The 23117-nt window shown below is 33.6% G+C and carries 22 protein-coding genes; 2 read left to right on the top strand and 20 right to left on the bottom strand.

The window, feature by feature from the left end:
- Window position 1 precedes the first annotated feature (1 nt).
- The 17 genes from QZU90_RS02880 to QZU90_RS02800 all read right to left on the bottom strand — a co-directional run bounded on the left by QZU90_RS02880 (window position 2) and on the right by QZU90_RS02800 (window position 19282).
- Window positions 2–1756: an ATP synthase subunit A gene (locus QZU90_RS02880; RefSeq protein ID WP_296855444.1), complete on the bottom strand. Its 1755-nt coding sequence runs from the start codon at window positions 1754–1756 to the stop codon at window positions 2–4.
- Entirely contained in the window at window positions 1753–2070 is a 318-nt protein-coding gene (locus tag QZU90_RS02875) for a V-type ATP synthase subunit F (RefSeq protein ID WP_292786807.1), read from the bottom strand. The genes QZU90_RS02880 and QZU90_RS02875 overlap by 4 nt, the downstream gene beginning before the upstream one ends.
- A complete protein-coding gene (locus QZU90_RS02870) occupies window positions 2067–3221 on the bottom strand; it encodes a V-type ATP synthase subunit C (RefSeq protein ID WP_296855442.1) in 1155 nt (384 codons plus the stop codon). Before QZU90_RS02870 ends, QZU90_RS02875 begins: the two co-directional genes overlap by 4 nt.
- A gap of 12 nt (window positions 3222–3233) precedes the next feature.
- Complete coding sequence (locus QZU90_RS02865; RefSeq protein WP_296855439.1) at window positions 3234–3914, bottom strand: V-type proton ATPase subunit E; 681 nt, start codon at window positions 3912–3914, stop codon at window positions 3234–3236.
- 13 nt (window positions 3915–3927) lie between these two features.
- Complete coding sequence (locus tag QZU90_RS02860) at window positions 3928–4413, bottom strand: V-type ATP synthase subunit K (RefSeq protein ID WP_295606562.1); 486 nt, start codon at window positions 4411–4413, stop codon at window positions 3928–3930.
- 251 nt (window positions 4414–4664) lie between these two features.
- Complete coding sequence (locus QZU90_RS02855; RefSeq protein WP_296855436.1) at window positions 4665–6671, bottom strand: V-type ATP synthase subunit I; 2007 nt, start codon at window positions 6669–6671, stop codon at window positions 4665–4667.
- Window positions 6672–6680: 9 nt separating this feature from the next.
- The gene (ahaH, locus tag QZU90_RS02850; protein ID WP_292786818.1) at window positions 6681–6995 is read right to left on the bottom strand and encodes an ATP synthase archaeal subunit H; all 315 of its coding nucleotides are present in this window, start codon (window positions 6993–6995) and stop codon (window positions 6681–6683) included.
- 410 nt (window positions 6996–7405) lie between these two features.
- The gene (locus QZU90_RS02845; protein WP_295606555.1) at window positions 7406–7753 is read right to left on the bottom strand and encodes a hypothetical protein; all 348 of its coding nucleotides are present in this window, start codon (window positions 7751–7753) and stop codon (window positions 7406–7408) included.
- Between the two features lie 31 nt (window positions 7754–7784).
- Complete coding sequence (locus QZU90_RS02840; RefSeq protein ID WP_296855434.1) at window positions 7785–8291, bottom strand: nitroreductase family protein; 507 nt, start codon at window positions 8289–8291, stop codon at window positions 7785–7787.
- An 80-nt stretch (window positions 8292–8371) separates the two neighbouring features.
- Entirely contained in the window at window positions 8372–9220 is an 849-nt protein-coding gene (locus QZU90_RS02835; protein WP_295606549.1) for a citryl-CoA lyase, read from the bottom strand.
- 185 nt (window positions 9221–9405) lie between these two features.
- Window positions 9406–10290 carry a fumarate hydratase gene (locus QZU90_RS02830; RefSeq protein ID WP_295606546.1) on the bottom strand — a complete coding sequence of 295 codons (885 nt, stop codon included), beginning with the start codon at window positions 10288–10290 and terminating at the stop codon, window positions 9406–9408.
- An 82-nt stretch (window positions 10291–10372) separates the two neighbouring features.
- Window positions 10373–11248 carry a peptidase gene (locus QZU90_RS02825; protein WP_295606589.1) on the bottom strand — a complete coding sequence of 292 codons (876 nt, stop codon included), beginning with the start codon at window positions 11246–11248 and terminating at the stop codon, window positions 10373–10375.
- Window positions 11249–11318: 70 nt separating this feature from the next.
- On the bottom strand, window positions 11319–12746 hold the full coding sequence (locus QZU90_RS02820; protein WP_296855431.1) for an MmgE/PrpD family protein: 1428 nt from the start codon (window positions 12744–12746) through the stop codon (window positions 11319–11321).
- A 148-nt stretch (window positions 12747–12894) separates the two neighbouring features.
- On the bottom strand, window positions 12895–14172 hold the full coding sequence (locus QZU90_RS02815) for a DUF3100 domain-containing protein (protein WP_296855429.1): 1278 nt from the start codon (window positions 14170–14172) through the stop codon (window positions 12895–12897).
- 354 nt (window positions 14173–14526) lie between these two features.
- A complete protein-coding gene (locus tag QZU90_RS02810) occupies window positions 14527–15930 on the bottom strand; it encodes a DUF3100 domain-containing protein (protein ID WP_296855427.1) in 1404 nt (467 codons plus the stop codon).
- Between the two features lie 289 nt (window positions 15931–16219).
- Window positions 16220–17698, bottom strand: coding sequence for a DUF3100 domain-containing protein (locus QZU90_RS02805; protein WP_296855425.1), 1479 nt, complete (start codon window positions 17696–17698; stop codon window positions 16220–16222).
- Window positions 17699–18022: 324 nt separating this feature from the next.
- Window positions 18023–19282 carry a tRNA(Ile)(2)-agmatinylcytidine synthase gene (locus QZU90_RS02800; RefSeq protein WP_296855423.1) on the bottom strand — a complete coding sequence of 420 codons (1260 nt, stop codon included), beginning with the start codon at window positions 19280–19282 and terminating at the stop codon, window positions 18023–18025.
- A gap of 216 nt (window positions 19283–19498) precedes the next feature.
- Here QZU90_RS02800 and QZU90_RS02795 point away from each other — a divergent pair, with 216 nt between their 5' ends.
- Together QZU90_RS02795 and QZU90_RS02790 are read left to right on the top strand one after the other, a co-directional pair.
- Window positions 19499–20476 carry a transcriptional regulator gene (locus QZU90_RS02795; RefSeq protein WP_296855613.1) on the top strand — a complete coding sequence of 326 codons (978 nt, stop codon included), beginning with the start codon at window positions 19499–19501 and terminating at the stop codon, window positions 20474–20476.
- A 44-nt stretch (window positions 20477–20520) separates the two neighbouring features.
- Window positions 20521–20688, top strand: coding sequence for a hypothetical protein (locus QZU90_RS02790; RefSeq protein WP_296855421.1), 168 nt, complete (start codon window positions 20521–20523; stop codon window positions 20686–20688).
- A 30-nt stretch (window positions 20689–20718) separates the two neighbouring features.
- Here the strand turns inward: QZU90_RS02790 and QZU90_RS02785 are convergent, their stop codons facing one another.
- The 3 genes from QZU90_RS02785 to QZU90_RS02775 form a co-directional block, all read right to left on the bottom strand.
- Complete coding sequence (locus QZU90_RS02785) at window positions 20719–21147, bottom strand: nuclease (protein ID WP_296855419.1); 429 nt, start codon at window positions 21145–21147, stop codon at window positions 20719–20721.
- Between the two features lie 118 nt (window positions 21148–21265).
- On the bottom strand, window positions 21266–22096 hold the full coding sequence (fdhD, locus tag QZU90_RS02780; protein ID WP_296855417.1) for a formate dehydrogenase accessory sulfurtransferase FdhD: 831 nt from the start codon (window positions 22094–22096) through the stop codon (window positions 21266–21268).
- 102 nt (window positions 22097–22198) lie between these two features.
- Window positions 22199–23014 (bottom strand): hypothetical protein, encoded by an 816-nt coding sequence (locus QZU90_RS02775; protein ID WP_296855415.1) that lies wholly within the window; start codon window positions 23012–23014, stop codon window positions 22199–22201.
- Window positions 23015–23117 lie beyond the last annotated feature (103 nt).

Below are 23117 nucleotides of genomic sequence, written 5' to 3'. Positions count from 1 at the left end.
TTTATACCTCAGCACATTGTGTTACAACTTTTTCTTGAATTTCTTTTACTCTTGCTTCAAATTCATCTTCTGGGACGTATTTCATTCTAGCAATGTCCTCTTTAACAGTTAAAGCTGCAATTTCTTTTACATCTGCACCACGTTCTACAGCTGCACTAGCTGCTTCGTGGAATTTAAGAATAGTTGCTAACATACCTGCTTGTTTAGCTGGAGAACAGTAAGTGTCTACATCGTCGTATGCGTTTTGTTGCAAGAAGTCTTCTCTTAACATACGGGTAGTTTCCAATACAACTTGTTCAGAATCAGGTAATGCATCAGGACCTACTAATTGTACAATTTCTTCAAGTTCTGATTCTTTTTGTAAGAGAACCATAGCTTGATCCCTGTTTGCTCTCCATTCTTCTGAAGCGTTTTCTTGCCACCAGTTGGTAATACTTTCTACGTATAATGAATAACTTTGTAACCAGTTGATGGAAGGGAAGTGACGTTTATCTGCAAGAGATGCATCCAATGCCCAAAATACTTTACAAATACGTAAGGTGTTTTGAGTAACAGGTTCGGATAAGTCCCCACCCGGAGGTGATACTGCACCTACTACAGTTACGGAAGATTCTTTAGGATCTTGACCAAGAGTGATTACTCTTCCAGCTCTTTCGTAGAACTGTGCAAGTCTGGATGCTAAGTATGCTGGGTAACCTTCTTCCCCAGGCATCTCTTCTAATCTTCCTGAAATTTCTCTCATAGCTTCTGCCCATCTTGAAGTTGAGTCTGCCATGAGCGCTACGTCGTAACCTTGGTCACGGAAGTATTCTGCAATAGTAATACCAGTGTATACACATGCTTCACGAGCTGCTACGGGCATATTGGAAGTGTTTGCAATAAGAACAGTCCTATCCATAATTGGGTTTCCAGTTTTTGGGTCAGTAAGGAATGGGAACTCGGTAAGTACTTCAGTCATTTCGTTTCCACGTTCTCCACATCCAATATATACCACAATATCTGCGTCTGCCCATTTAGCTAATTGTTGTTGTGTAACAGTTTTACCTGAACCGAAAGGACCAGGAATAGCTGCTGCACCTCCTTTAGCTAAACAGAAGAAAGTGTCTTGTGCTCTTTGACCAGTAATAAGTGGAATATCTGGGTCCAATTTTTCTTTGTATGGACGACCTTTACGTACAGGCCATTTTTGAAGCATTTGAACTTCTTTAATTCCTTCATCAGTCTCAATTTCAGCAATAGTTTCAAGTACTGTGTATTCTGCTTTTGCAGCAATAGACTTAATGGTACCTTCAATCATTGGTGGAACCATAATTTTTTGTAAAACAGCAGATGTTTCTTGTACTTGACCAAGTACGTCTCCACCAACAACTTTGTCCCCTACTTTAGCAACAGGTTCGAAAGTCCATTTTTTCTCTTTGTCAATAGAATCTACATCAATACCTCTAGCGATGTAATCACCAGAAATACCTTTAATAACTTCTAAAGGTCTTTGAATTCCATCAAAAATGGAACCCATTACACCAGGTCCAAGTTCTACAGACAATGGACCTCCAGTACTTTCCACTTTCTCACCAGGTTTTACCCCAGCAGTTTCTTCGTAAACTTGAATGGTAGCGGTGTCACCTTCTAGCTCAATAATCTCACCGATAAGCTTAGCTTCACCTACTCTTACCACTTCATACATTTGAGTTCCTCTCATCCCATCTGCGACGATAACAGGACCTGCAATTTTAATAATATTTCCTTCATTAATCATTTAACCATCTCTACCCCGATAACTCTCTTAATAAGAGCTGCCATTTGATCGGCACCGCCTTCAGATGAACCAGATTTATCTGGTATCTCAATAACCATTGGTAACACATCAGAACCAAGACGTTTATGAATATGTTCTCTTATGTTATCAGCTATCTTTTGTGTAATTATAATAATTGAAATTTCATCGTTTAATAACTCATCAAGAGCATTTTTAGCTTCTTCATCATTATTTACAATAATACCTTTTTTAACTCCACCAAGTTTAAAACCAGTGACAGTATCGATATCTCCTATAATAGCGACATCACTCATACTAACATCTCCCTAATTTTAGATATTGGGAAGTCTTCTTCTCTTTTAGCTCTTGCAATTACTTTTAAGTTTTTAACTTCAACTTCTTTTTGGGACAAGAATCCTATTATAGGTCCAATACCTAAAGGTTTTTTCATGGAATAGGATTTTGCAGAGTCGACTAAAAACTTGTCTAAAGCTTGCTCAAAGAGAGCTACAGATCCAGTTTCATTGTATTCAGGAAGCACATCGGTAAGTACTTCAGAGTATTTAGTTCCTTCTAAAGAGGAGATTACTCCAGTTACATCTTCTGCTTCCATAAGATCTTTAAGCTTCCATTCTCTTAATTGATATCCACTATCAATCATATATGGACTGATAGCATCATAATCTAATCCATCAACTTTTGCTCTCAATATTAATTTAATATTAGCTACATCAACTTGATTTCCAACGTAAGCATAGAGAATTTGTTTGTTCTCATCAGATGGTGTTTCTGAGGAAGCGAGTAATTTATCTAAATAATATTTATCTAATGCAGATTCCAAAGGAAGGACCATACCTGTTTTTTCATATTCAGGAAGCACTTCTTCTAAAATCGGTGCATACTCAGTTCCGTCTAATCCTGCAACAACATCTGTTACAGTGTCAACATCAGTTAAACGTTGTAAATCTTCATATAAAGAACCAGTAGGAACTAAAAGTTCTTCAGTAGCTTCTTGGCTTAATCCTGCTTCTTTAGCAGTGAGTAAGCTTTTAATATTAGCAATGTCAGATTTCTTTGCCATTACTTTAAATGAAGATTGAATTTCTTTAGGAGCCATTCTTGAAACTAAATCGTAAGTTTCACCAAGTTGAATATCTAATGCCTTTTCAAGTGTATAATTATCTAAGTATTCAGCATAGTCAGGAGATCCTCTGAGATAGTTGGTAATTTCTTCAACATTGTTTGCTTCAACAAGTTCAGAAATTTGTTTCTCATCAAATAATCTTCCTTTTCTTGCTCTTACTCTCGCATTAGGATGAAGATATGGATAAACATCTAAAATTGGTCTAGTTGCAACAATTACAATAATTGCACCAATAACTACAAATGCTAAAAGAACTATTGCTAAAAATGCCTCATTAGAAAGTCCTAAGGAACTTATGATTGTAGCAATTTCATCAGCCATAATTCATCTCTCCTAATCAAATAAAGTTTTTGCAACTTCTGAACGTAATGATTTCTTAAATCTTAACATTCTAGATTCAATAGTGTTATTAACTTGAATTTCACCATTTCTTGTTCTTAATATAGCTCCACCAATAGTGTCAATAGGTTCGCCAATTTCTAAAGTAGTTTCAACATCAGTTTCAAGGGAAACTTCTGTAGCGATTGCACTAAGATCAGAAGGTTTTTCACGTTTAATTAAAGACTTGATTAAGCCAACAATAGTTTCCAATTTATCTTGGACTTTTGGAATGTCTTCTTGTTTTAATAAAACGATTAAATCTCCGCCACCAATTTCTACAGCTGCTTCTTTAATCATTTCAACTAAAGCATCCACATATTCTGAATCATTGGTATTTGCCATATTTGTTAAATCTTCAGTAGCTTTACTGAAAGCTTCTTCGATTACTTCTTCTTTTGCCCCTAATTCTGCCCTACGAGCATTCATTTTAGCTTCAGAAATAATTTGTTGATATCTCATTTCCGCTTGCTTTGCAGCATCTTCTGAGATTTTAACTTTAGTAGCTTCAGCTCTTTTTTCACCATCAGCTAAAATAGCATCAACTTTCACTTGAGCTTCACTTTTATTTACATCAGCTTTTGCTTGAGCATCAGACATTATGTTAGAGACAATTTTGTCTGCTCCAGAGCTCATATAACTGACCTCCTTAACCTAATATTCCACCGAATACCATAAGTAAGATAGCAATCAAGAAACCGTAAATAGCTTGAGTTTCTGGTAATGCAGAGAAGATAATACCTCTAGCAAACATGTCAGTATCTTCAACGATAGCACCAACAGAGGAAGCTGCTGCCATACCTTGTCCCATACCGGAACCTAAACCTGCAAATCCGATAGATGCACCTACACCAATAGCTACAATACCTGCAGTAGTGGAAAGACCTGCGCCTCCACCTAATAATCCTGAGAATACAAGTAATAAAATAGCAATCAAGAATCCGTAAATAGCCTGAGTTTCTGGTAATGCAGAGAAAATAATACCTCTTGCAAACATGTCGTTATCTTCTGCTACAGCTCCAACAGATCCAGCTGCTGCCATACCTTGTCCTAAACCGGAACCTAAACCAGCAAAACCAATTGCTACACCAGCACCAATTGCTGCTAAAGCAGTACCTAAAGCAATTTCTACCATATAATATATCTCCTTAAATTAAATTGTTTAAATAAATCGTTTAAATATAATTTTCATTACATTTCAATAGAACGTAAAGTTCTTGATAAAAGAACGTCATTTTTATAAGAATTGTCCTAATCGACATTTCCATAAGCATAAGTTCTTGATCTTAATTATGAATTTTCATAATTGCCTTAAATATAAAATCACATTTCCAATAATTTCATCTTTAAGCGTTGAATTATAAAACTATAAATCTAAATTTTTGTCTATTTTTTAATTTTAGTAAATTGTCTTTTAGCTTTAAAAGCTTCAAATGAATGTTTTCCACCCATATAGAATTGAGAGAAGAACTCTACATAGTTAAGACGCAAAGCATTAACACCAGCACCTAATACTTGGAAAAGGAAGTTAGCAATATGTCCACCAATAAAGATGATAATAGCTAAAACAATACCTACAACTGGAATCATGTCATTTACCATATTGGTCAAGATGTTTACAGTCATTGCAATACCACCAGTAGCTAAACAAAGAGCTAAAAGACGAGCATATGAAAGTACATCTCCCATGAATCCAAATACATCCATAAGTCCATAAGCACCGTTACCCCAGATAAGCATACCAAGAGCAGCAACAATGAATACTGCACCTAATGCCATACCAATCATTCCAATTGCTGGGAACAAGAATCCTAAAATCAATAAAATGATACCAAGTTCAAATACAAACCATACGATTTGAGAACCGATTGCCTCTTTTTTCTCGCCGTATCTTAAATTGTCAATTGCACCTAAGATGAAACCGAGGTTAGTGTAAATAATACCAATTACAATTGCAATCACTAAGATAGTAGCCGGATATTTGAACGCATTAATGGAATCAATAACTGTAGGGAGAGCAGGGCCCCAACCTAATATTCTAGTCCATAGGTCCCCAAGTAAACCATTGGTAACCAGACCTAAAATAATAGCCCATACACCACTTGCTATGATGATTAATCCACCATCATGCATGGTTCTATTGACTTTACCCATTCCTCTGTATAAAATGAAACCTATAATTGCAACTAAAAGACCATAACCTGCATCGGTTAAACAGAAACCGAAGAAGAAAGGATATGTAAGTGCTACAAATAAAGTAGGGTCAATTTCATTGTACTTCAATGGGGAATACATTTCAACTAACAATTCATAAGGTTTTGCATATGCATTGTTTTGTTGCAATACAGGAACGTCTTCTGCATTGTCTGGAACTTCCTCAACTTCCATGATTGCATGGCCTTCAGTTGCGGTCTCAATAATAGCTTGAGCTTTTTCCACATCTTTTTCAGGTACCCATGCCTCAAAGACATAAGTTTTGTCAGTTTCAGCAAAACCAGCGAAAACCTCATTCTTATCTTTCTCATTTTCTAATTGTTCTTTTAAAGCAAGAACTTCATCATCCCATTTTTCCGCTACAACTTTCAATTCAGCTTTAGCTTGGGATCTTTCACTTTCGATAGCTTGGAGTCTGGATTCAGAAGAGGAAATAAGACTATCAGGTCTTCCTTCTAAACCTTCAGTTTCAAACTTCTCGAATTCATTTTTCCTAAGTAAGGTATAGATATCATCCTTATACTCATTAGCAACGACGACAACCATGATAAAACTTTCTTTTTCTTCGTCTGGAACTAATTCATAGAAGAGATCATCTGTAATCTTACTGTATTCATCTTTGAATTTCTGAGCTGACTCAGCAGTGATCCTACCAACAATGGTAGAAGTGTACTTGGAATCGCTTAATAGGCCTAAGTCCATGTCTAAAGGTTTTAGCTTTTCGGCCAAGTCCTTATTTGATTCAAGTTTACTCTCTTCACTGTCTAGTGCGGCTAACTTATTTTCAATACCTTTTGTTTCACCTTCAACCTGGCTTAATGTTGATTCTGCATAAGCTATCAAGCTTTCAGTATCAACATCCTCGACTTCTTTTGGAACTGGAAGGTCAGGACTGATAAATGACATTATCAGTTCCTTCATGCTTCTATCCTCAGACAAGGCATCTCCAAGCAAGTCGGAAATACCGCTTGTCTTCATGAGAAGTGAAGATAGCTTACCGGTGTGGGGTGTAACTTTTGAAGGTTTCAAAAGTTCTGCTAGCTTAGGATCTTGCTGAATACGTTCAGAAATATCATTTATTTGAACAATACCCTCGTCGTGAAGTGCACTGACCGTAGGACTAGCGTATTTGTCCAAAGTTATAACATTAAGCTTACGCATTCTCGCAGTTCTAAACATTATCTCACACTATAAAATATTTTTAACAATAATTGAAGCAGCTTCATCTATATTTTTTCTTGCGTCATTTTTGATGCTTTCAACATCTTTTTCAGCTTGAGAAGTAATAGATTCAGCTTCTTTCTTTGCATTTTCTTCTGCATTAAAAACAGTAGATTGAGCTTCTTCGCTAGCTTCATTCTTAGCAAGTTCAATCATTTCATTAGCTTTAACAGTAGCCTCATCAATCATTGCTTTCGCATCGACTGTTGATTGTTCTACTAAGGAATCAGCATCGCTTTCAGCTTTTTTTATTTGGGTAATAGCTTCTGATATCCCTGCCATAATAAATCACCATGGTAATTTTATTTTTATTTTTGTTAATATATATATTTTATTAAAATATTGTAATATTATTATATAATAAGGAAATTATAACAGCATTATAAATTTAAATTTCTTTAAAAAATTAAGATGAAATTCGAATAAATATTTTGAAAAAATTAAAAAGATCTAATAAAAAATTAAATTGATTAGAATTAATAAAATCCCAAATAAAAGTATTAAAATTAAGATAAGAAAAATAAAAAATTAGATTTCATGAAAAAATCTTGAAATTTCATGAAAGAAAAATAGTGAAATTTAAAAACAAAATAAAAACAATTTATGAATCATTAAAAAAATGATGAAATAATAATAAAAAAATAATGAAAAAATAATGAAAAAAAAGTTAAAAAATAGAAATGAAAATTGAATTATTTATGGAATAATCTTAAGAAAGATTTAGGTAATTTTCCAAGATATGCTGCAACTGCGATTGCAAGCAAAACAATACCAAATATAATGAAAATGAGATTATATGGCATCAAGAGGAAAGTAATACCTACCAAAACAAAGATTAACCCATCAATGAGAATAGCTGCCTTAGTCCAGCTAGGTTCAAATACAGACATTGCAAGTGTCCATCCAACTACAATAAGCACAACACTTGAAGCAATGACATCATAAGTGACAGGGTTTGCATCAACATAATTCCATAATCCTAAAACCATTAGGATAACTGAAAATGCAAGTAAAATAATTGATTTTTTTGTAAATCTCATAGTATCCTCTTAAATCGTTTTTAACTAATAATTATTTGTAAATGACCAATTCCTCAATAGCTTTTCTAGGAGTGTCTCTTGGCTCTGCATTTCCATAACCTAAAGGAGTGAACAATACAGGTTCCCATTCATCATCTAAATCCAAGAATTCCCTTGCCTTATCAGGCTTGAATGCAGCAATGAAACAAGTGTTCAAACCAACATCTTCAGCTGCAAGGATCATGTGGGTCATGACAATGGTTGCATCAATGTCTGCAATGTTCTTATCATCATACTTCCTAGTCCAAGCCTTTTCCTTAGAGGCAACTACACAAAGGACAATTGGTGCTTGTGTAAACCAATCAGGACTGTAGATTCCTTTCAATTCTTCCTTATACTTTTTAGTGTCAATTACAATTACCTTAAAAGGCTGGAAGTTAACTCCAGTTGGAGCAAGTTGAGCAGCTTTTAATATCATGTCTAATTTTTCTTGCTCTACTTCCTTATCTTCAAAGCCTCTCATACTGTATCTTTGTTCAATTACATCAAAAAATTCCATCTAAATTACTCCTTAGAATAAATAAATGATAAAATAATTATTATTCTCATTATGAATATTATTTCATTAGAATATATTTCTTATTCTGAATCTTCATTAATGTCTCTATTTTTAAATCCTTCATAAACGATATCTTCCAAATCACAGAAGCGTCTGAATTTCTCTTCCTCTTCCATCTCTTCATATGCATGAGCTATAAGTCCAGGAAGTCTTCCAATCATGAAAATTCCTAAACCTAAAGAGCTGTCAAAGCCCAAATCAGAAAGCAATCCTGCATTGACTCCATCCACATTTAAGCAAATTCCTTTCCTGTCAGAAAGTATGCTCTCGATTACAAGTGCCAATTTTGTATGTGGACCAATTGATGATTCCATAATGGCCAAATCAAGCAATTTCACTGCACGAGGATCCTTCTCATGATACCTATGGCCATAGCCAGGCACTCTTTTGGATTCGGATTGATACTTATCAACAATTTCAATAGCCTTAGCTGCTATTTTCCTGTTTACATCCTCATCTGCAGTTTCCTCAAGGTTCAATGAACTGATTGATTCCTGGAACAATTCCATAGCCTTCTCAATAGCTCCTGCATGGTTTTTACCAAAGGACAGCAATCCTCCTGCAACAGCATTATTGATGTTTGCACCGGATGATGCTATCAACCTTGCAGACTGTGTGCTTGGAGGGGTTACACCATGATCGCAAAATGAAACAAGAATATGGTTAAAAATCTTGGATTCCCTCTCATCAGGCAATCTTTCCCTAAGAAGCAAGAATACCATTTCTGCAAAGCTAAGATTTGTTATTAAATCTTCCTGATTATAGCCTCTAGTAACCAATTCATTAGGCTTAACATCAGTAATCTTAGTTTTTATGCTGTGTTCAGGAAATTTAAAACCATTCTTACCAGGTTTTGGATTATCGTTCATAATATTCTCCTTAAATAATCGTATATAATCTATATATTCTAATAATTAGTCTAATATTAAAGTCTAATATTAAAGTCTAATATTTAAAGTCTAATATTTAAAGTCTAATAATCAATAATCTTAATTAAACTTGATATAATATAATTTTTTCTAATATTTAATCCTATTTTAGTTAACTTGAATAACTAGAATTCAAAGCTTGAAACTCTTGGCTCAACAAAACATGCAGGCCTTGCTGCTACAATTCTCACTCCACTTGCCCTTTGAGAGCCAATGTTGACAAAAGAGCCGAGCACTGTTGTTTTACCACCAAGCCCTAAAGGACCTATATTTGTCTTATTCAACTCTTCTGCAATGTATTTTTCAATATCTGATTGATAGCCTAAATTACCATGAGCCATTGCTCTTAGCATTAATGCATTTGCCTCAAAGTGGGTTCTTCCAACTCCAATAGCTGGAATTGATGGAGTGCAGCCTAACATAGCCAATGATTCCTTTAGCCAATCCAAAGCTTCACCGAAAACTATTTTTGAGTCTCTTTTATGGAAAACCCTATATGTCTTTGCCCTTATTTCAGGACCTCCACCTTCCAATAGAATTGTGATTCTTATCTTATCTTCATCCACACCAATCAGTCTTCCATAAGAGGATTCATCTTTCTCTTCAATCAAAAAGGATGCGGGCTTCATCATATGGGACTCATTGTATAAACCTTGTGATTGCTCAATGCGTTCAATATCATTTCCTTTAACTGCCATTGGCCTTCCGGGTAGTTTATCAAGTCCTTGTGCAATACCTATATTGATTTCATTGAAAAATCCTTTAGGAATTTCCCTTTTCTCTCCTATTTCAATCAAGACATGTGGAATTCCAGTATCATCACATAATGGAAGCTTCTTTTCATTAGCTACCTTAAAGTTTTCAATTATCTGTTCCAAGGCCCAAACTGCATTTTCATTATTTAGCTCCTTTTCCAATTTTAGAGCATTTTCATAAGCAGCTAATCTGTCTTCACTATATGAACTGCCTGCATTTACAACTGCATCCTGAACCTTTTCAATCAAATCCATAATATCAACAATAATCTTAATTAGAAAAAACGAATAAAAACAATTATTTTTATTTATTCTTATTTATTTTCATTTATTTTCATTATAATTTACTCATTATAGCATCAGGATAATGTCTTTCAATCAAATCCCTAATTAAAGCAACTTGTTTTGCTCTTTGGCGAGCTTCCTTTTCAGTTGTATCCCAACTATGATGCTTTGCAACGGATCCTCCTGTCTTTAAATAGACTGGACTTGCCACCTTAATCATTTCAGGAACTTCATAATGGCGTATGAATCCTCCTGTTGACTTTGGATTTTCAGTATGGATGTCAATTGGAATATCTATTGCATCACGCAATGATGCCAACATTGGAATCTGAAGGTCTCTTACAGGATTAAGTGAGTTCAATCCAATTGATTCAAATAGCTTTGCTGAAGCAGGATTGGAACAGCCTGCATGAGCAGACAACTTAAACAGCAAGTCTTTAGGAAGTTCTCCTGCATCTCTCATTTTAGAAAGAGCATAAAGCAATCCTTCATCATATAATAAGATGCCTCTAACTCCCAAATCAACTGCTCTTTTAACATCTTCAATGGCATAAACAAGGTTATTGTAACCTCTTAACCTGTATCCTATACGTTTTCCCTCTTCAGTTTGGACAGTAGCGCTTGTATCATAGGGAGCCCTTGGACCAACAGCTAAAAACAATTGCATATTTGCATCTTGAGCCAAATCAACCATTTTGCTTATTTCATCATCCAATAAAAACATGATTCCTTTGGTTTGAGTGGCTCTATGAATTGTTAAGTCATAATCATTGGAAGCCTCTAAAAGAGATTCAAGTGCAGAAGGACCTTGTATTCCTGGAACTTCAAATCTATATTGTCCCCCATCTTCAAATCTCTTTTTAGATACATAATCATCATGTAATTCATTAATTCCTAACTTCTCCAATGATTTTTTAGTTTCATCCATCATAAAAATCACTTTTTATAATTAATTATTTGATAATATTTAATTAATATCATTTTTAAATCAAAGAATTTTAATCTAATAAATCCAATTCTTCAAAAACTTCTTGAATTGAATAATCTTCCATATGTTTAATTATTTGTAACTTATTCATATTAAACTTAGGATTTAAAAGTTTGAATTTCTCTAGAACATCCTCTTCTTTCAAAGGATTTTCCACTTCTCCCAATGGATAATAAGTGGTTTCCTCCAAGATTTCATATGAATCATCACTGAACTTTATTGTTACTTTAGATGGTCTTTTTTCTGGAGTCATTTGATTCAATTCATCATTGTTATCAATATTAATCTTGCTTACAATTTCTTTTATCTTCAAAATGTCCTTATCAGATGATTTTTCATCAAAAAGACCATTGTCAATCAATTCATCAATTGAATCCAAGCTCAAATCATCTAAAACCAATGCAATAGCTACTGCATAAGGCAATGATTGCTTTAAGTCCTGTTCATTTTTAGGAGTATAATTGTCATGCTCACTTGCAATCTTATATGTTTCTATATCAATTGAAGAGATGTCTGAACAGTCAATTTTCAAATTATTTGAATCTTTCAAATCTTTCAAATCATTCTTTAAAGCTAAAGTTGAATCAATTGCCGAATGAATATGTCTGCAGAATGGATATTTCTTTAAATAGACATTGTTTATATGGAATTTGTTTAAATTCATATCAATGAACTGGGATAATTTTGAATCATCTAAATTGCCATTATCATCACAATGCCTATCAAATAGATCTGAAGCCATGGTTTTAATGAATCCCTCTTTTCCATCAATTAATGATTCACCACCAGTAAATCCATTTTTAGCAAGATATGCTGACAGTATTCCATTGTAAACTGCATTTCCAACATGCACTGATTTTCCCATTGTTCCTGCATGATCTGCTTCAAGAAGTCCTGAAGACTGAGTTGCACATAAACCAAAACAATGTTCTGTTTTCTCCTTATTCAATTTTAAAAGCTTTGATGCTACTGCTCCAGCAGCAAATGTGCCTATTGTTCCAGTGCTATGGAACCCTTGATTTCTATGATCTGGATTGACGAGCATTCCAAGAGCAATAGCTATTTCATATCCTCCTATAACCGCTTCAAGGAACTCTTCAGATGTGATGTCCAAGTCCAAATTCCCATCTGATATCAATGCCAAAACTGTTGAAAAGACAACTGAACCAGGATGCAATTGTGCCCATCTATGGCCATCATCCAAATCCAAGCTATGTGAAGCAATTCCATTGATGAATCCTTTATTTAAGGAATTAAAATCATTGCCATATAATTCATAAATGGTTTTTATGGCTATTTGAGCATTATCACTCTCTAAACCTCTTAAATAAACTGCCAAATAGTCAATGAAACATGATTTAGCCTTTTCAATAGCATCCTTAGGAATATCCTCATATCTTAAATGAATCAAATATTCAGACAATTGATTAATAATCATAATCTTATTTTTATTATTACTATATAATAAATTGATACAATAAAAAAAAATTAATCCAATGAAAAAAAGAATTTTCCAAATGGACATTTTAAAAATTTTAAAAAAAGTTAAAATTGAAAATTAAAGAATATTAAAAAAAAGAATTTAATTATACCATTCCTGTAGCAACTAAAGTTATATGAGCAATAGCTGCAGAACAAAGGTAAGTACCTGAAATCACAATTAAAGCAATGATGATTCCTTTCCAACCGATCTTCTTAAACTCTTCCCAATCATTACCGATTGCAATACCAACATAAGCCAGGAATGCAGTACATATTGTAGTCAAATCAATCTGGGAAACGTAATGAACCAGGAAGTCAGATGTTGGAACACCTGGAATTGCTACAAAAATACCGATTAAGCTTATATAAATGATTGCTTGAATGTTCCATGGGATGATCCTTTCAAGAGACATCCCAATGATTGTAATGAGTGAAATCAAAAGCATTCCAATGAATGCATCAATTATTGAAGTATTGAATCCTATATAATTTCCCACTGCCACAATAAATGAGAATATTACAAGGAAGGTAGCCCATCTCTCAAGCTTACCTAAAGTCAAGTCATCAGTAGTTGCATACTTATCATGCTTTACCTCTTCAATGGCATAATCATCATCAATGCTTATTATCTCATCATGACCTAAGATATGGGGAGCTAGCCAATCATACATTCTTTCTGCAAGCGGAATTGAAACAAATATGCACATATAAATACCGAAACAGAATGAAAGAAGGTTACTGCACCCTGCAAAAGCCTCCAATTGAGTGGCCATTGATGGGAACATATGCATCAATGGAGCAAGAGCCGCAGCATTCATACTTGCACTACCTACACCTGAGGCCATAGCGTAAGCATATGGATGCATAGGAATGAGTGAAGCGCTGATACTTGATAAGAAACTGATGAATGGAGTACCAAGAATTGATCCAATAACAAAAACAGCTAAAACTCCACGAGTCTCTGGGGATTTGAAGCCATATTTATCGATAATGACACCTAAGTTAGGTTCACGGCAAATTGAACTGGTCATACCGATAACTTCCCTTCTGAAACCGAAAAGCAGTGCAATAGGCAATGCCAATAGAGTTCCTAAATTACCTATTTGCTGTAAAATCAATGCAGGACCTACCTGAAAAATACTGGATATTGCCTGCCCACTTGAAATAGCCAATTTAGTGATTAAGACACCTATGAATAAAACCATAGCACCTTCAGCCACTTTAGATTGCTTAGGCCCAACAAACTTAATAGGTTTTGCGAGATAAAGAGCCAATCCTAAAACAAGCGCATATATTAAAGGCAACAATAAAACACTGATAGTTTCTGTTATTTTTATCTCCTTAACTCCAATGAACATTGAGATTATAACCAATACAAACACAACAATGTGTAAGTTATACTCCTTCCATGGAGGTCTCTTCTTAATTGCCCTATCAGTTTTTTCCCTAAAAGGGTGTTGTTGACCGTCAGTAATAAAATCCCGCCTAAATCTAATGTATACATTTAAAACTTTACATAGTTATATAAGTTTATGATTAAAGATTATAAGTTTATTATTTATAAACTAATCTATTTAATTTCTAAAAATTATAAATCATGACAAATTATTGCTAAATTTGATTTGAATAATTGAAAAATAATCAGTTAATTAAAAAATTTATGAAAAAACTTATAAAGATAAGAAAATATTTGAAAATATTAGAAAAATAATTAAAAAAAAGAGAAAATAGATTCTTTAAATCATACCGGTTAAGAGTAAAACTACATTTGCAATGCTTGCAGAACCAAGGTAAGTTCCAGTAATTACAATCATAGCAATGATGATTCCTTTCCAACCGATCTTCTTGAACTCTTCCCAATCGTTACCTATTGCAATACCAACATAAGCCAAGAATGCAGTACAGATTGTAGTCAATTCAACTTGGGAAACATAATGAACTATAAATTCCGCAGTTGGAACACCTGGAATAGCAACTATGATACCGATTAAGCTTATATAAATGATAGATTGGATATTCCATGGAATAATCCTTTCAAGAGACATTCCTATAATTGTAATAAGTGAAATCAAAAGCATTCCAATGAACACATCGCTTATTGGTGTTTTATAACCTACGAAATTACCAATAGCAACAATAAATGAAAATATTACAAGGAATGTAGCCCATCTTTTAAGCTTACCTGAACTTAAATCTTCTGAAGCAGCATACTTATCATCCTTTACCCCTTCAATGGCGTATTCATCATCAATAGTAATCTCATCATCTTTACCTAAAATTGGAGAAAGCCATTTATACAATCTTTCTGCAATAGGCAATGAAATGAAAATACACATGTAAATTCCTAAACAGAATGAAAGAATATTACTGCATCCTGCAAAAGCTTCCAATTGAGTAGCCATAGCTGGATAAGTATGCACTAATGGAACCAATGCTGCAGCATTCATACTTGCACTACCTATACCAGATGCCATAGCAAATGCATATGGATGGAATGGTATGAGTGAAACACATATGCTTGAAAGGAAACTGATATACGGAGTACCAATAATTGATCCAATTACGAAAATAGCCAAAACTCCACGAGTCTCTGGGGATTTGAAACCGTATTTGTCAATGATAACTCCCAAGTTAGGTTCACGGCAAATTGAACTTGACATACCGATAACTTCTCTTCTGAAACCTAAAAGCAAAGCAACAGGCAATGCAATAAGAGTACCTAAATCACCTAAAAGCTGTAAAATCAATGCAGGACCTACCTGAAAAATAATATTAATGGATTGTCCACTTGAAATAGCTAATTTAGCAATTAGAACACCAATGAATAAAACCATAGCCCCTTCAGCAACCTTAGATTGCTTACTGCCTACAAACTTAATAGGTTTTGCCAAATAAAGACCTAATCCCATAACTAATGCATAGATCAATGGCAATAGTAAAACACTGATAGTATCTGTTATCTTAATCTCTTTTACTCCAATGAACATTGAAATAATAACTAAAATAAACACGACAATATGTAAATTATACTCCTTCCATGGAGGTCTCTTCTTTATCGCCCTATCAGTTTTTTCCCTAAATGGATGTGAAGATTGATCAGTAATAAAATCACTCCTAATTATAATATGAAAATTTTTCAAAAATAAAAAATACACTCTTAAATTTAAGTTTTTAGTTTATTATTTATAAACTAATCTATTTTTTCCTCAAAAATGACAAATAGTGATTAATAGTGATAAATAATGACAAATAGAACATAACTAGGTTAAATAAAGACAAATATTATGTAACTTGGTTAAATAAGTACAATAAGCAATATTATTTAAAAAAAATGTAAAAGATTAATGAAAATTATTTAAATAAAATAAAAAAGTCAAACATGTTCGAATAAGTGAAAAATAAAAAAAGAAATAACTGGATGAAAAAAATTTAAATCATTCCAGTTAAAAATAAAGTTAAATTTGCAATACACGCAGAACCTAGGTAAGTTCCAGTAATTACAATCAAAGCAACAATTACACCTTTAAAACCGATTCTCTTAAACTCTTCCCAATCCTTACCGATTGCAATACCGACATAAGCCAAGAATGCAGTACAGATTGTAGTCAATTCAACTTGAGAAACGTAACGAGCTACGAAATCAGCAGTCGGAACACCTGGAATAGCCACTATCAAACCAATTATACTTATGAAAATAATTGATTGGATATGACCCGGACTGATCCGTTCAAGAGCCATACCTATAAATGTAATGATTGAAATTATAAGCATTCCAATGAAGGTATCAACTATTGGAGTGTGATAACCTACATAATTTCCAACAGTTACAATGACTGAAAACGCAAAAAGCAATGCACCCCATCTTTCAATTTTACCTAAGTTTAAGTTATCTATTTCCTCTTCATCATCATGAACTTCATCAGGAATATATCCGTCATCATCAAGCTGTGCATTACCTTTTCCTAACCTTGGAGATAGCCATTCATACAATTTTTCTGCAATAGGCAAGGAAACAAACATACACATGTAAATACCTAAACAGAATGAAAGGATATTACTGCATCCTGCAAAAGCTTCCAATTGGGTAGCCATAGATGGATAGGTATGCACTAATGGAACCAATGCTGCAGCATTCATACTTGCACTTCCTATACCAGATGCCATAGCATATGCATATGGATGCAATGGTATGAGTGAAACGCAAATGCTTGATAAGAAGCTGATATAAGGAGTACCAATGATTGATCCTATAACGAAAACAGCTAAAACCCCACGTGCTTCAGGAGATCCGAAACCATATTTATCAATAATGACTCCCAAGTTAGGTTCACGACAAATGGAACTTGCCATACCGATAACTTCTCTTCTAAAACCTAAAAGCAAAGCAACAGGCAATGCTATAAGAGTACCTAAATCACCAAAGAGCTGTAAAACCAAAGCAGGACCTACATGAAAAACTACATCAATGGATTGGCCGCTTGAAATAGCCAATTTTGAAATTAAGACACCAATGAGCAAAACCATGATCCCTTCAGCTACTTTTGCTTGCTCAAGGTCTATGTATTTAAAAGGCTTTGCCAAATAAAGAATTAATCCCATTACTAAGGAATATATTAAAGGCAGCAATAAAAAACTGATGGTATCAGTGATTTTAATCTCTATAACTCCAATAGCCATTGAAATAACAACTAAAATCAATACAACAAAGGTTAGATTATACTCTCTCCACGGAGGGCTTCTTTTTAATGCCCTATCCGCCCGCCTTCTTAATCTATTCGGTTTAAATCTTTTTTTATTATGCAAGTGTTCCTTTTGCAATTTCTGTTCTTGCATATGCAAATCTTGCAGATGCTGTTCATGCATATGCTCATATTGGATACGCTGCTCTTGCATATGAATATCTTGCATATCTTCTAAATCATCATTTGAAATAAAATCCCCCCCCTAAAATGAGTGAATTTATATTTTATTAAGAAATATTTGTAGACAAGAATTATATTTAATCCATATTAATGATAAGAAAAAGATTGAACAAAATGAATAAATAATTAATTCAATTTATTAGAATTTCAAAAAAAATCAACCAAACATATAAATTAAATATTAAATCACATATATTTTAGTTTTATATTTATTATTTATAAATTAATCTATTTGAAGTTAAAAAAATGAGAATGAGAATTAATTAGGTAATTAATGTTTTAAACATGTCAATTAAAAAAAAAAAGTTTATTAAAGATTCATGCGAATCAAAGGCTTAGATAAATGACGTCTAGCTGAAACTGGAGTTTCGTAGAATTTGCCATTGATTAAAGTTCTTTCTATCTTTTCAGGAACCTTTTCATCTGACTCAATCTTATTACCACAGCTTTTGCACTTGAATCCTTTTCCTTTTCCAGCGGATGTCATCCTCTTGCCACATTCACAAATAGGATTTCTAAAAATGAATTCATTTAGCTTTATGACTTGGAACTTTTCAATGTTGAAAGTGTTCTGTTCACCTATTCCTCCATAAAGCTCAATCTCATCTCCTGCTCTCAATTTGGCTACAACTTTTCTAAAGTTCTTGGTTGGTTCATATGCTCCGCACTCAATTTCACCGCTTTCATCATAGAGTGTGAAAAACATGTGCCCCCCTTCAATTATGTGAGGCTTTTCCTTGACAAATCCTTTTATCCTATAGCAGGAATACTGTTTAAGCTCAGCAATTGAATTTGCATTTTGAATGTGCATGTCAGTGTGCTGATTGGTTTTGAAAATGCATGAATCGGCAATTTCCTCATTTGGAATGACAATATCCCTTGCAGTCTCCAGAACTTCTGGGCTGTTGGATCTGATTCCATACAAAACAGGGCATGGAGTTTTAGGTTCAATAGCCAAATACTTGCCATCAATGTTTTCAAAGGTTTCAGGATATGTCTCCTTGTCCATTTTAACAACAGAATCATAATCAATGTTTCTTACAGTTCCATATCTTGACGGATGCCTATATGCCAATAGCTCATAGGTATAATCTTCAAGAGGACATGAAATAGCTGCGATAGAACCGATTATCCCTCTTCCTTTCTTGAACTTATGGATTTCAGCACCGATATGGTTTGCAAACTCTTCCGCTTCTTCAATAGTGATTATTGAGTAAATTGCCTTAAATGCGTAATCAATCATCTCATCAGTGATTTCACCTTGATAGAATACAACTCCAGGATTGGTATTGTCACAATCAAACATTGAAAGCTCTGATACATACTTAAGGACAATTTCCTTTGCCAAATCAATGTTTTGATCTAGAGTTAATTTGAATGACACTCCCCCATTTCCCCTTGTCTTGAATCTTGCAAAAGGGTTTAGGCGAATCAATCTTGGATGGCCAATAATCTCTATGCCATTGTCCTTGAATTCGTTTAGGATAGTTGATGCAAGAAATGTTGTGCACATCCCATCTGGAGAGTCTGTATCATCAATTCCAATATATAAATAATCCATATAAATCACTGAAATTCCACTATGATTAATTAAAATTTAGTTAAGCGATTAAAGATTAACTATTAATAATCAAAAATCTAGAAAATTAAATAGTCAATTTTATATTAATCTTAAAAGATAATAATATTATTAAAATTTATTGAAACTAATTAATAAATTCTATCTAAAAATACTATCAAAAAATTATCAAAAATCAATGAATTTATACGAGGCAATCCTATGGCAATAACAAATAGGAATCAATTAATACGAGAAGTTTATCAACTGCTAAACAAAGAGGGCTTTGAAACATCAAACATTTATGAACAAAGCTGCTTTGATATAGTGGCTCGTAAGAAATTGCTAATTCTACTTTTAAAAGTCCTCGTGAATATCGATAGTATAAATGAATCTCATGTAGAGGAGATTAGGCAAATCTCCAACGTTTTCTTAGCTAGTCCAATCATTGTAGGAGTCAAATCCAAAAATCATATTTTGGAAGAGGATGTTGTCTACGAAAGGCATGGGCTTCCTGCAATTGGCCTTGAAACCTTGAAGAACATGATTGTCTATGACGAATATCCGGAAATTCTTGCAGACCGTGGAGGATATTACGTTCAAATCAATGGAAATGTTCTGAAGGAATACAGAGAAGAGTACAACTTATCCTTGAAGGATTTAGCTGATTTGGCACATGTTTCAAGAGCTACAATGTACAAGTATGAAAATGGAATGGTGAGAGCAAACACTGAAACTGCAATGCTCCTTGAAGAAATCTTGAATACAAAGATTACCCTTGACATCGACCTTTTTGAACCTTATCAGGAAGACATTAAGCTAAAGGCAGATACAAGCAGCCTAAATCAAACTCAAGGAACAAATGCTCAAAACTTGGCAAAATTAGGTTTTGGTGTGGTTTCAACCAATAAAAGTCCATTTGATGCACTTGCTAAAGCTGAAATAGCTACCAGAAAGAAAGAGCAAACTCCACTTATAGCAAATCTTAATGTTCAGGATGAGCAGAATACAAAAACATTGAAGAAAATGGCAATCAGCTTAAAGGACCTTTCCCTTGTAACATCTTCAGATCCATTCTTCGTGCTTAAGGATGATAAGATCAAGGATTCCATTGATGGAATTCCAGTAATCAAGTCATGGGAAATGAAAGAGGTTGAGAATTCAAAAGAGTTCTTAAGGTTGATTAGGGAAAGAAGAAACAATTAATAAATTTTTATTTGAATTAAAATTATCAAATTACAGGTGAAAATATGGATTTTCAAAAAAATAGAGGAATGATCATTCTTATTATTGCATTGATATTGGCGATTATATTGACCTTTTATGTGGGAATTGTCAATCCGATCATTTTAGGATTAGGAATACTCGCAATTATCGTAATTCTAATCAATATCTATGTAGAAAAGATTAGAAAATAAATATTTTAAAAAAAGAATAAATTGAGGAATTTATGATTCCTCTTCAATGTCACATGGCTTGATCCACTCTTCTTCACCCTTTACCAAGGTTTGAATTGCATCTATAATGCAATGTGGATTCCAGCCAACTACAGCATCTGCCTTTTCAACTATTTCTTCCACAACATATTCCACCCCAAATGAGCGAACAAAAAGCAATGGAATATCATATTCCTGTGATTTATCAATTAACTCATCACAAATTTCCTCATTTTGATGATAAAGACCATAAAGCAATACAATTACATCTATTTTTTCGAATAATTCATCGTTCAACTCATCATCTTGAGTATTGTATTCATTCCATTTGAACTCCTTTTGGCTGTTTATCCTTTCCTTGTAGAATTCATATTCATTATAGGAATCAATCCCTTTGCTTATAAGAAGATTATAAACCTTATTTTGATTTTCACTTGACATACAATCACTTCATTGAATTAAATAAAAAAAATATAAAAAATTTAAAAAATTTAAAATAAATTCTAAAAATATTATTATAACAATAGTTATATTATAGATTAAAAAAATATAAAAAGAATCATTTATCCAAATTGATTCTTTCTGTTGCGGTATAAAGGTTAAATCTGTCACCACGTACAAAACCGACCATGGTGATGTTTCCCTTTTCTGCAATATCATAACCAGATCCTGCAGGAGCCGCATTTGAAACCAATATAGGAATTCCTACTCTAACGACTTTTATTAGCATATCTGCAGGCATTCTTCCACTATAGCATACATAACATTTGGATAAGTCAAATCCTGCCTTAGCTGCTGCACCGATTACCTTATCAACTGCTACATGACGGCTAACATCCTCACGGGTAATGAACTGGTCTCCATAAACCAATTGTGCAACATGGACACTACCAGTCTCTTGCCATATTTCCGCCTTAGCTGTGAGCCTTTTCATGTTTTCAATAATTTCAGTTGCATTTACTACCAAGTCAGATTCAACTGGTTCAATTGATTTGAGTTCAGTTCTCCATCCTCCTGCACTATCAGACATCACTCCCTGATATTCCAAAAGTCTGCAGGCACAAGCATGTTTAGCTCCGCCTTCCTTTTCCTGAACCAGATCATCACTTTCAAGGTCAATTTCTGGAGTGTGCATGTGAACAGTTTTGATGATAACCTTCTTGTCATCCACTTCAATGCTCTCAATCTCATCAACAGATTTTACCAATCCATCACCTAAGCAATATCCGATGGCGAAATCATCCAAATCTGCAGGATATGTGGAAAATTTACGTGGCTGGAGGAAGTCTATATAGAAATAAATGTTTTCATCCTCAACAGTTTCTTCCTCAACATGCTCATATTTTCCATTTTCCCATCTGATTGCAGGGATTTTCTTAATGAACTCCATATTCTTCACCTTAAACTAATAAAAATAAATAATTATCTTAATTTCAATATTATTATAATCTACAATATAATTTATAACAATAGTTATATTTATAAATTTATATTAAATTTCATTTAAAATTTTGAATGTTTCCTCTGCCTCTCTTTCACTTGCAATTCCAACAGAAACCATATCAGCAAAATCCAAAGTATTCAAGAAATTGAAAGCTTCCTCTGGTCTTTGAATACCAACTGCCAAAATCTTATTGATTATGACCTTCTTACCAATTTTATCAAGCATTCCTTTCAGTTCATCCTGCTTATCAGACCTGAAATCTGGAATGTCCATCATGTATCCAAGCTTGTTTACTGGAATCATGTAAAAGTCAAAGAGGCTTTTATCTTCAAGAATAGGGGAATCAATTATTTCTTCACTTGTTTTGAATGGGAAAGATGTGATTATTCCTGCTGGAACACCTGCACCATTAATCTCATCCAATATCTCAGTTATGAAATCCCAATCATATGTGTCTATAAGGAACTCATCTACAAGCATTACAGAGTTATCAAACTGTGCCAAATTTTCAATGTCTTCCTTCCAGGTAGCTTCCATCTTTGCCTGTTCATAATTTGGGAAAACATAATCCATTTCTGTCTTTCCTATTGTGGAAACAGATTGCATTTCAACTCCATTGTCACAAGCTATTTTGAATGCCTTCAATAGATTTTCCTTGTTTGCCAAGTTGATGGACCTTACTCCACATTCATATGACTTTTCGATTATCTTGCTAACATTGTTTGGGTTTCTAAGCAAGTCTAAATTATACAAACGAGTCCTATGGCCAAAATAGGCATCTGCAAGAAACGGTGCATTTCCCAAAACTACACGAGGGATTGATTTTCCTTTAAATTCTAAATCTTGATTAAATATAATAAACACAACCTAATTGAAATTGATAATGATTTTAACATAAAATAATTTTTAATAATATAAATCTAAATAAAAATTTAATTAAAATAATTATTATATTTATCGAAAAAAT

It is taken from the genome of uncultured Methanobrevibacter sp. (assembly GCF_902784195.1).
Taxonomy (GTDB): domain Archaea; phylum Methanobacteriota; class Methanobacteria; order Methanobacteriales; family Methanobacteriaceae; genus Methanobrevibacter.
The sequence above is the reverse complement of the archived record's forward strand: the minus strand, read 5'-3'. Positions and strand labels throughout refer to the sequence as shown.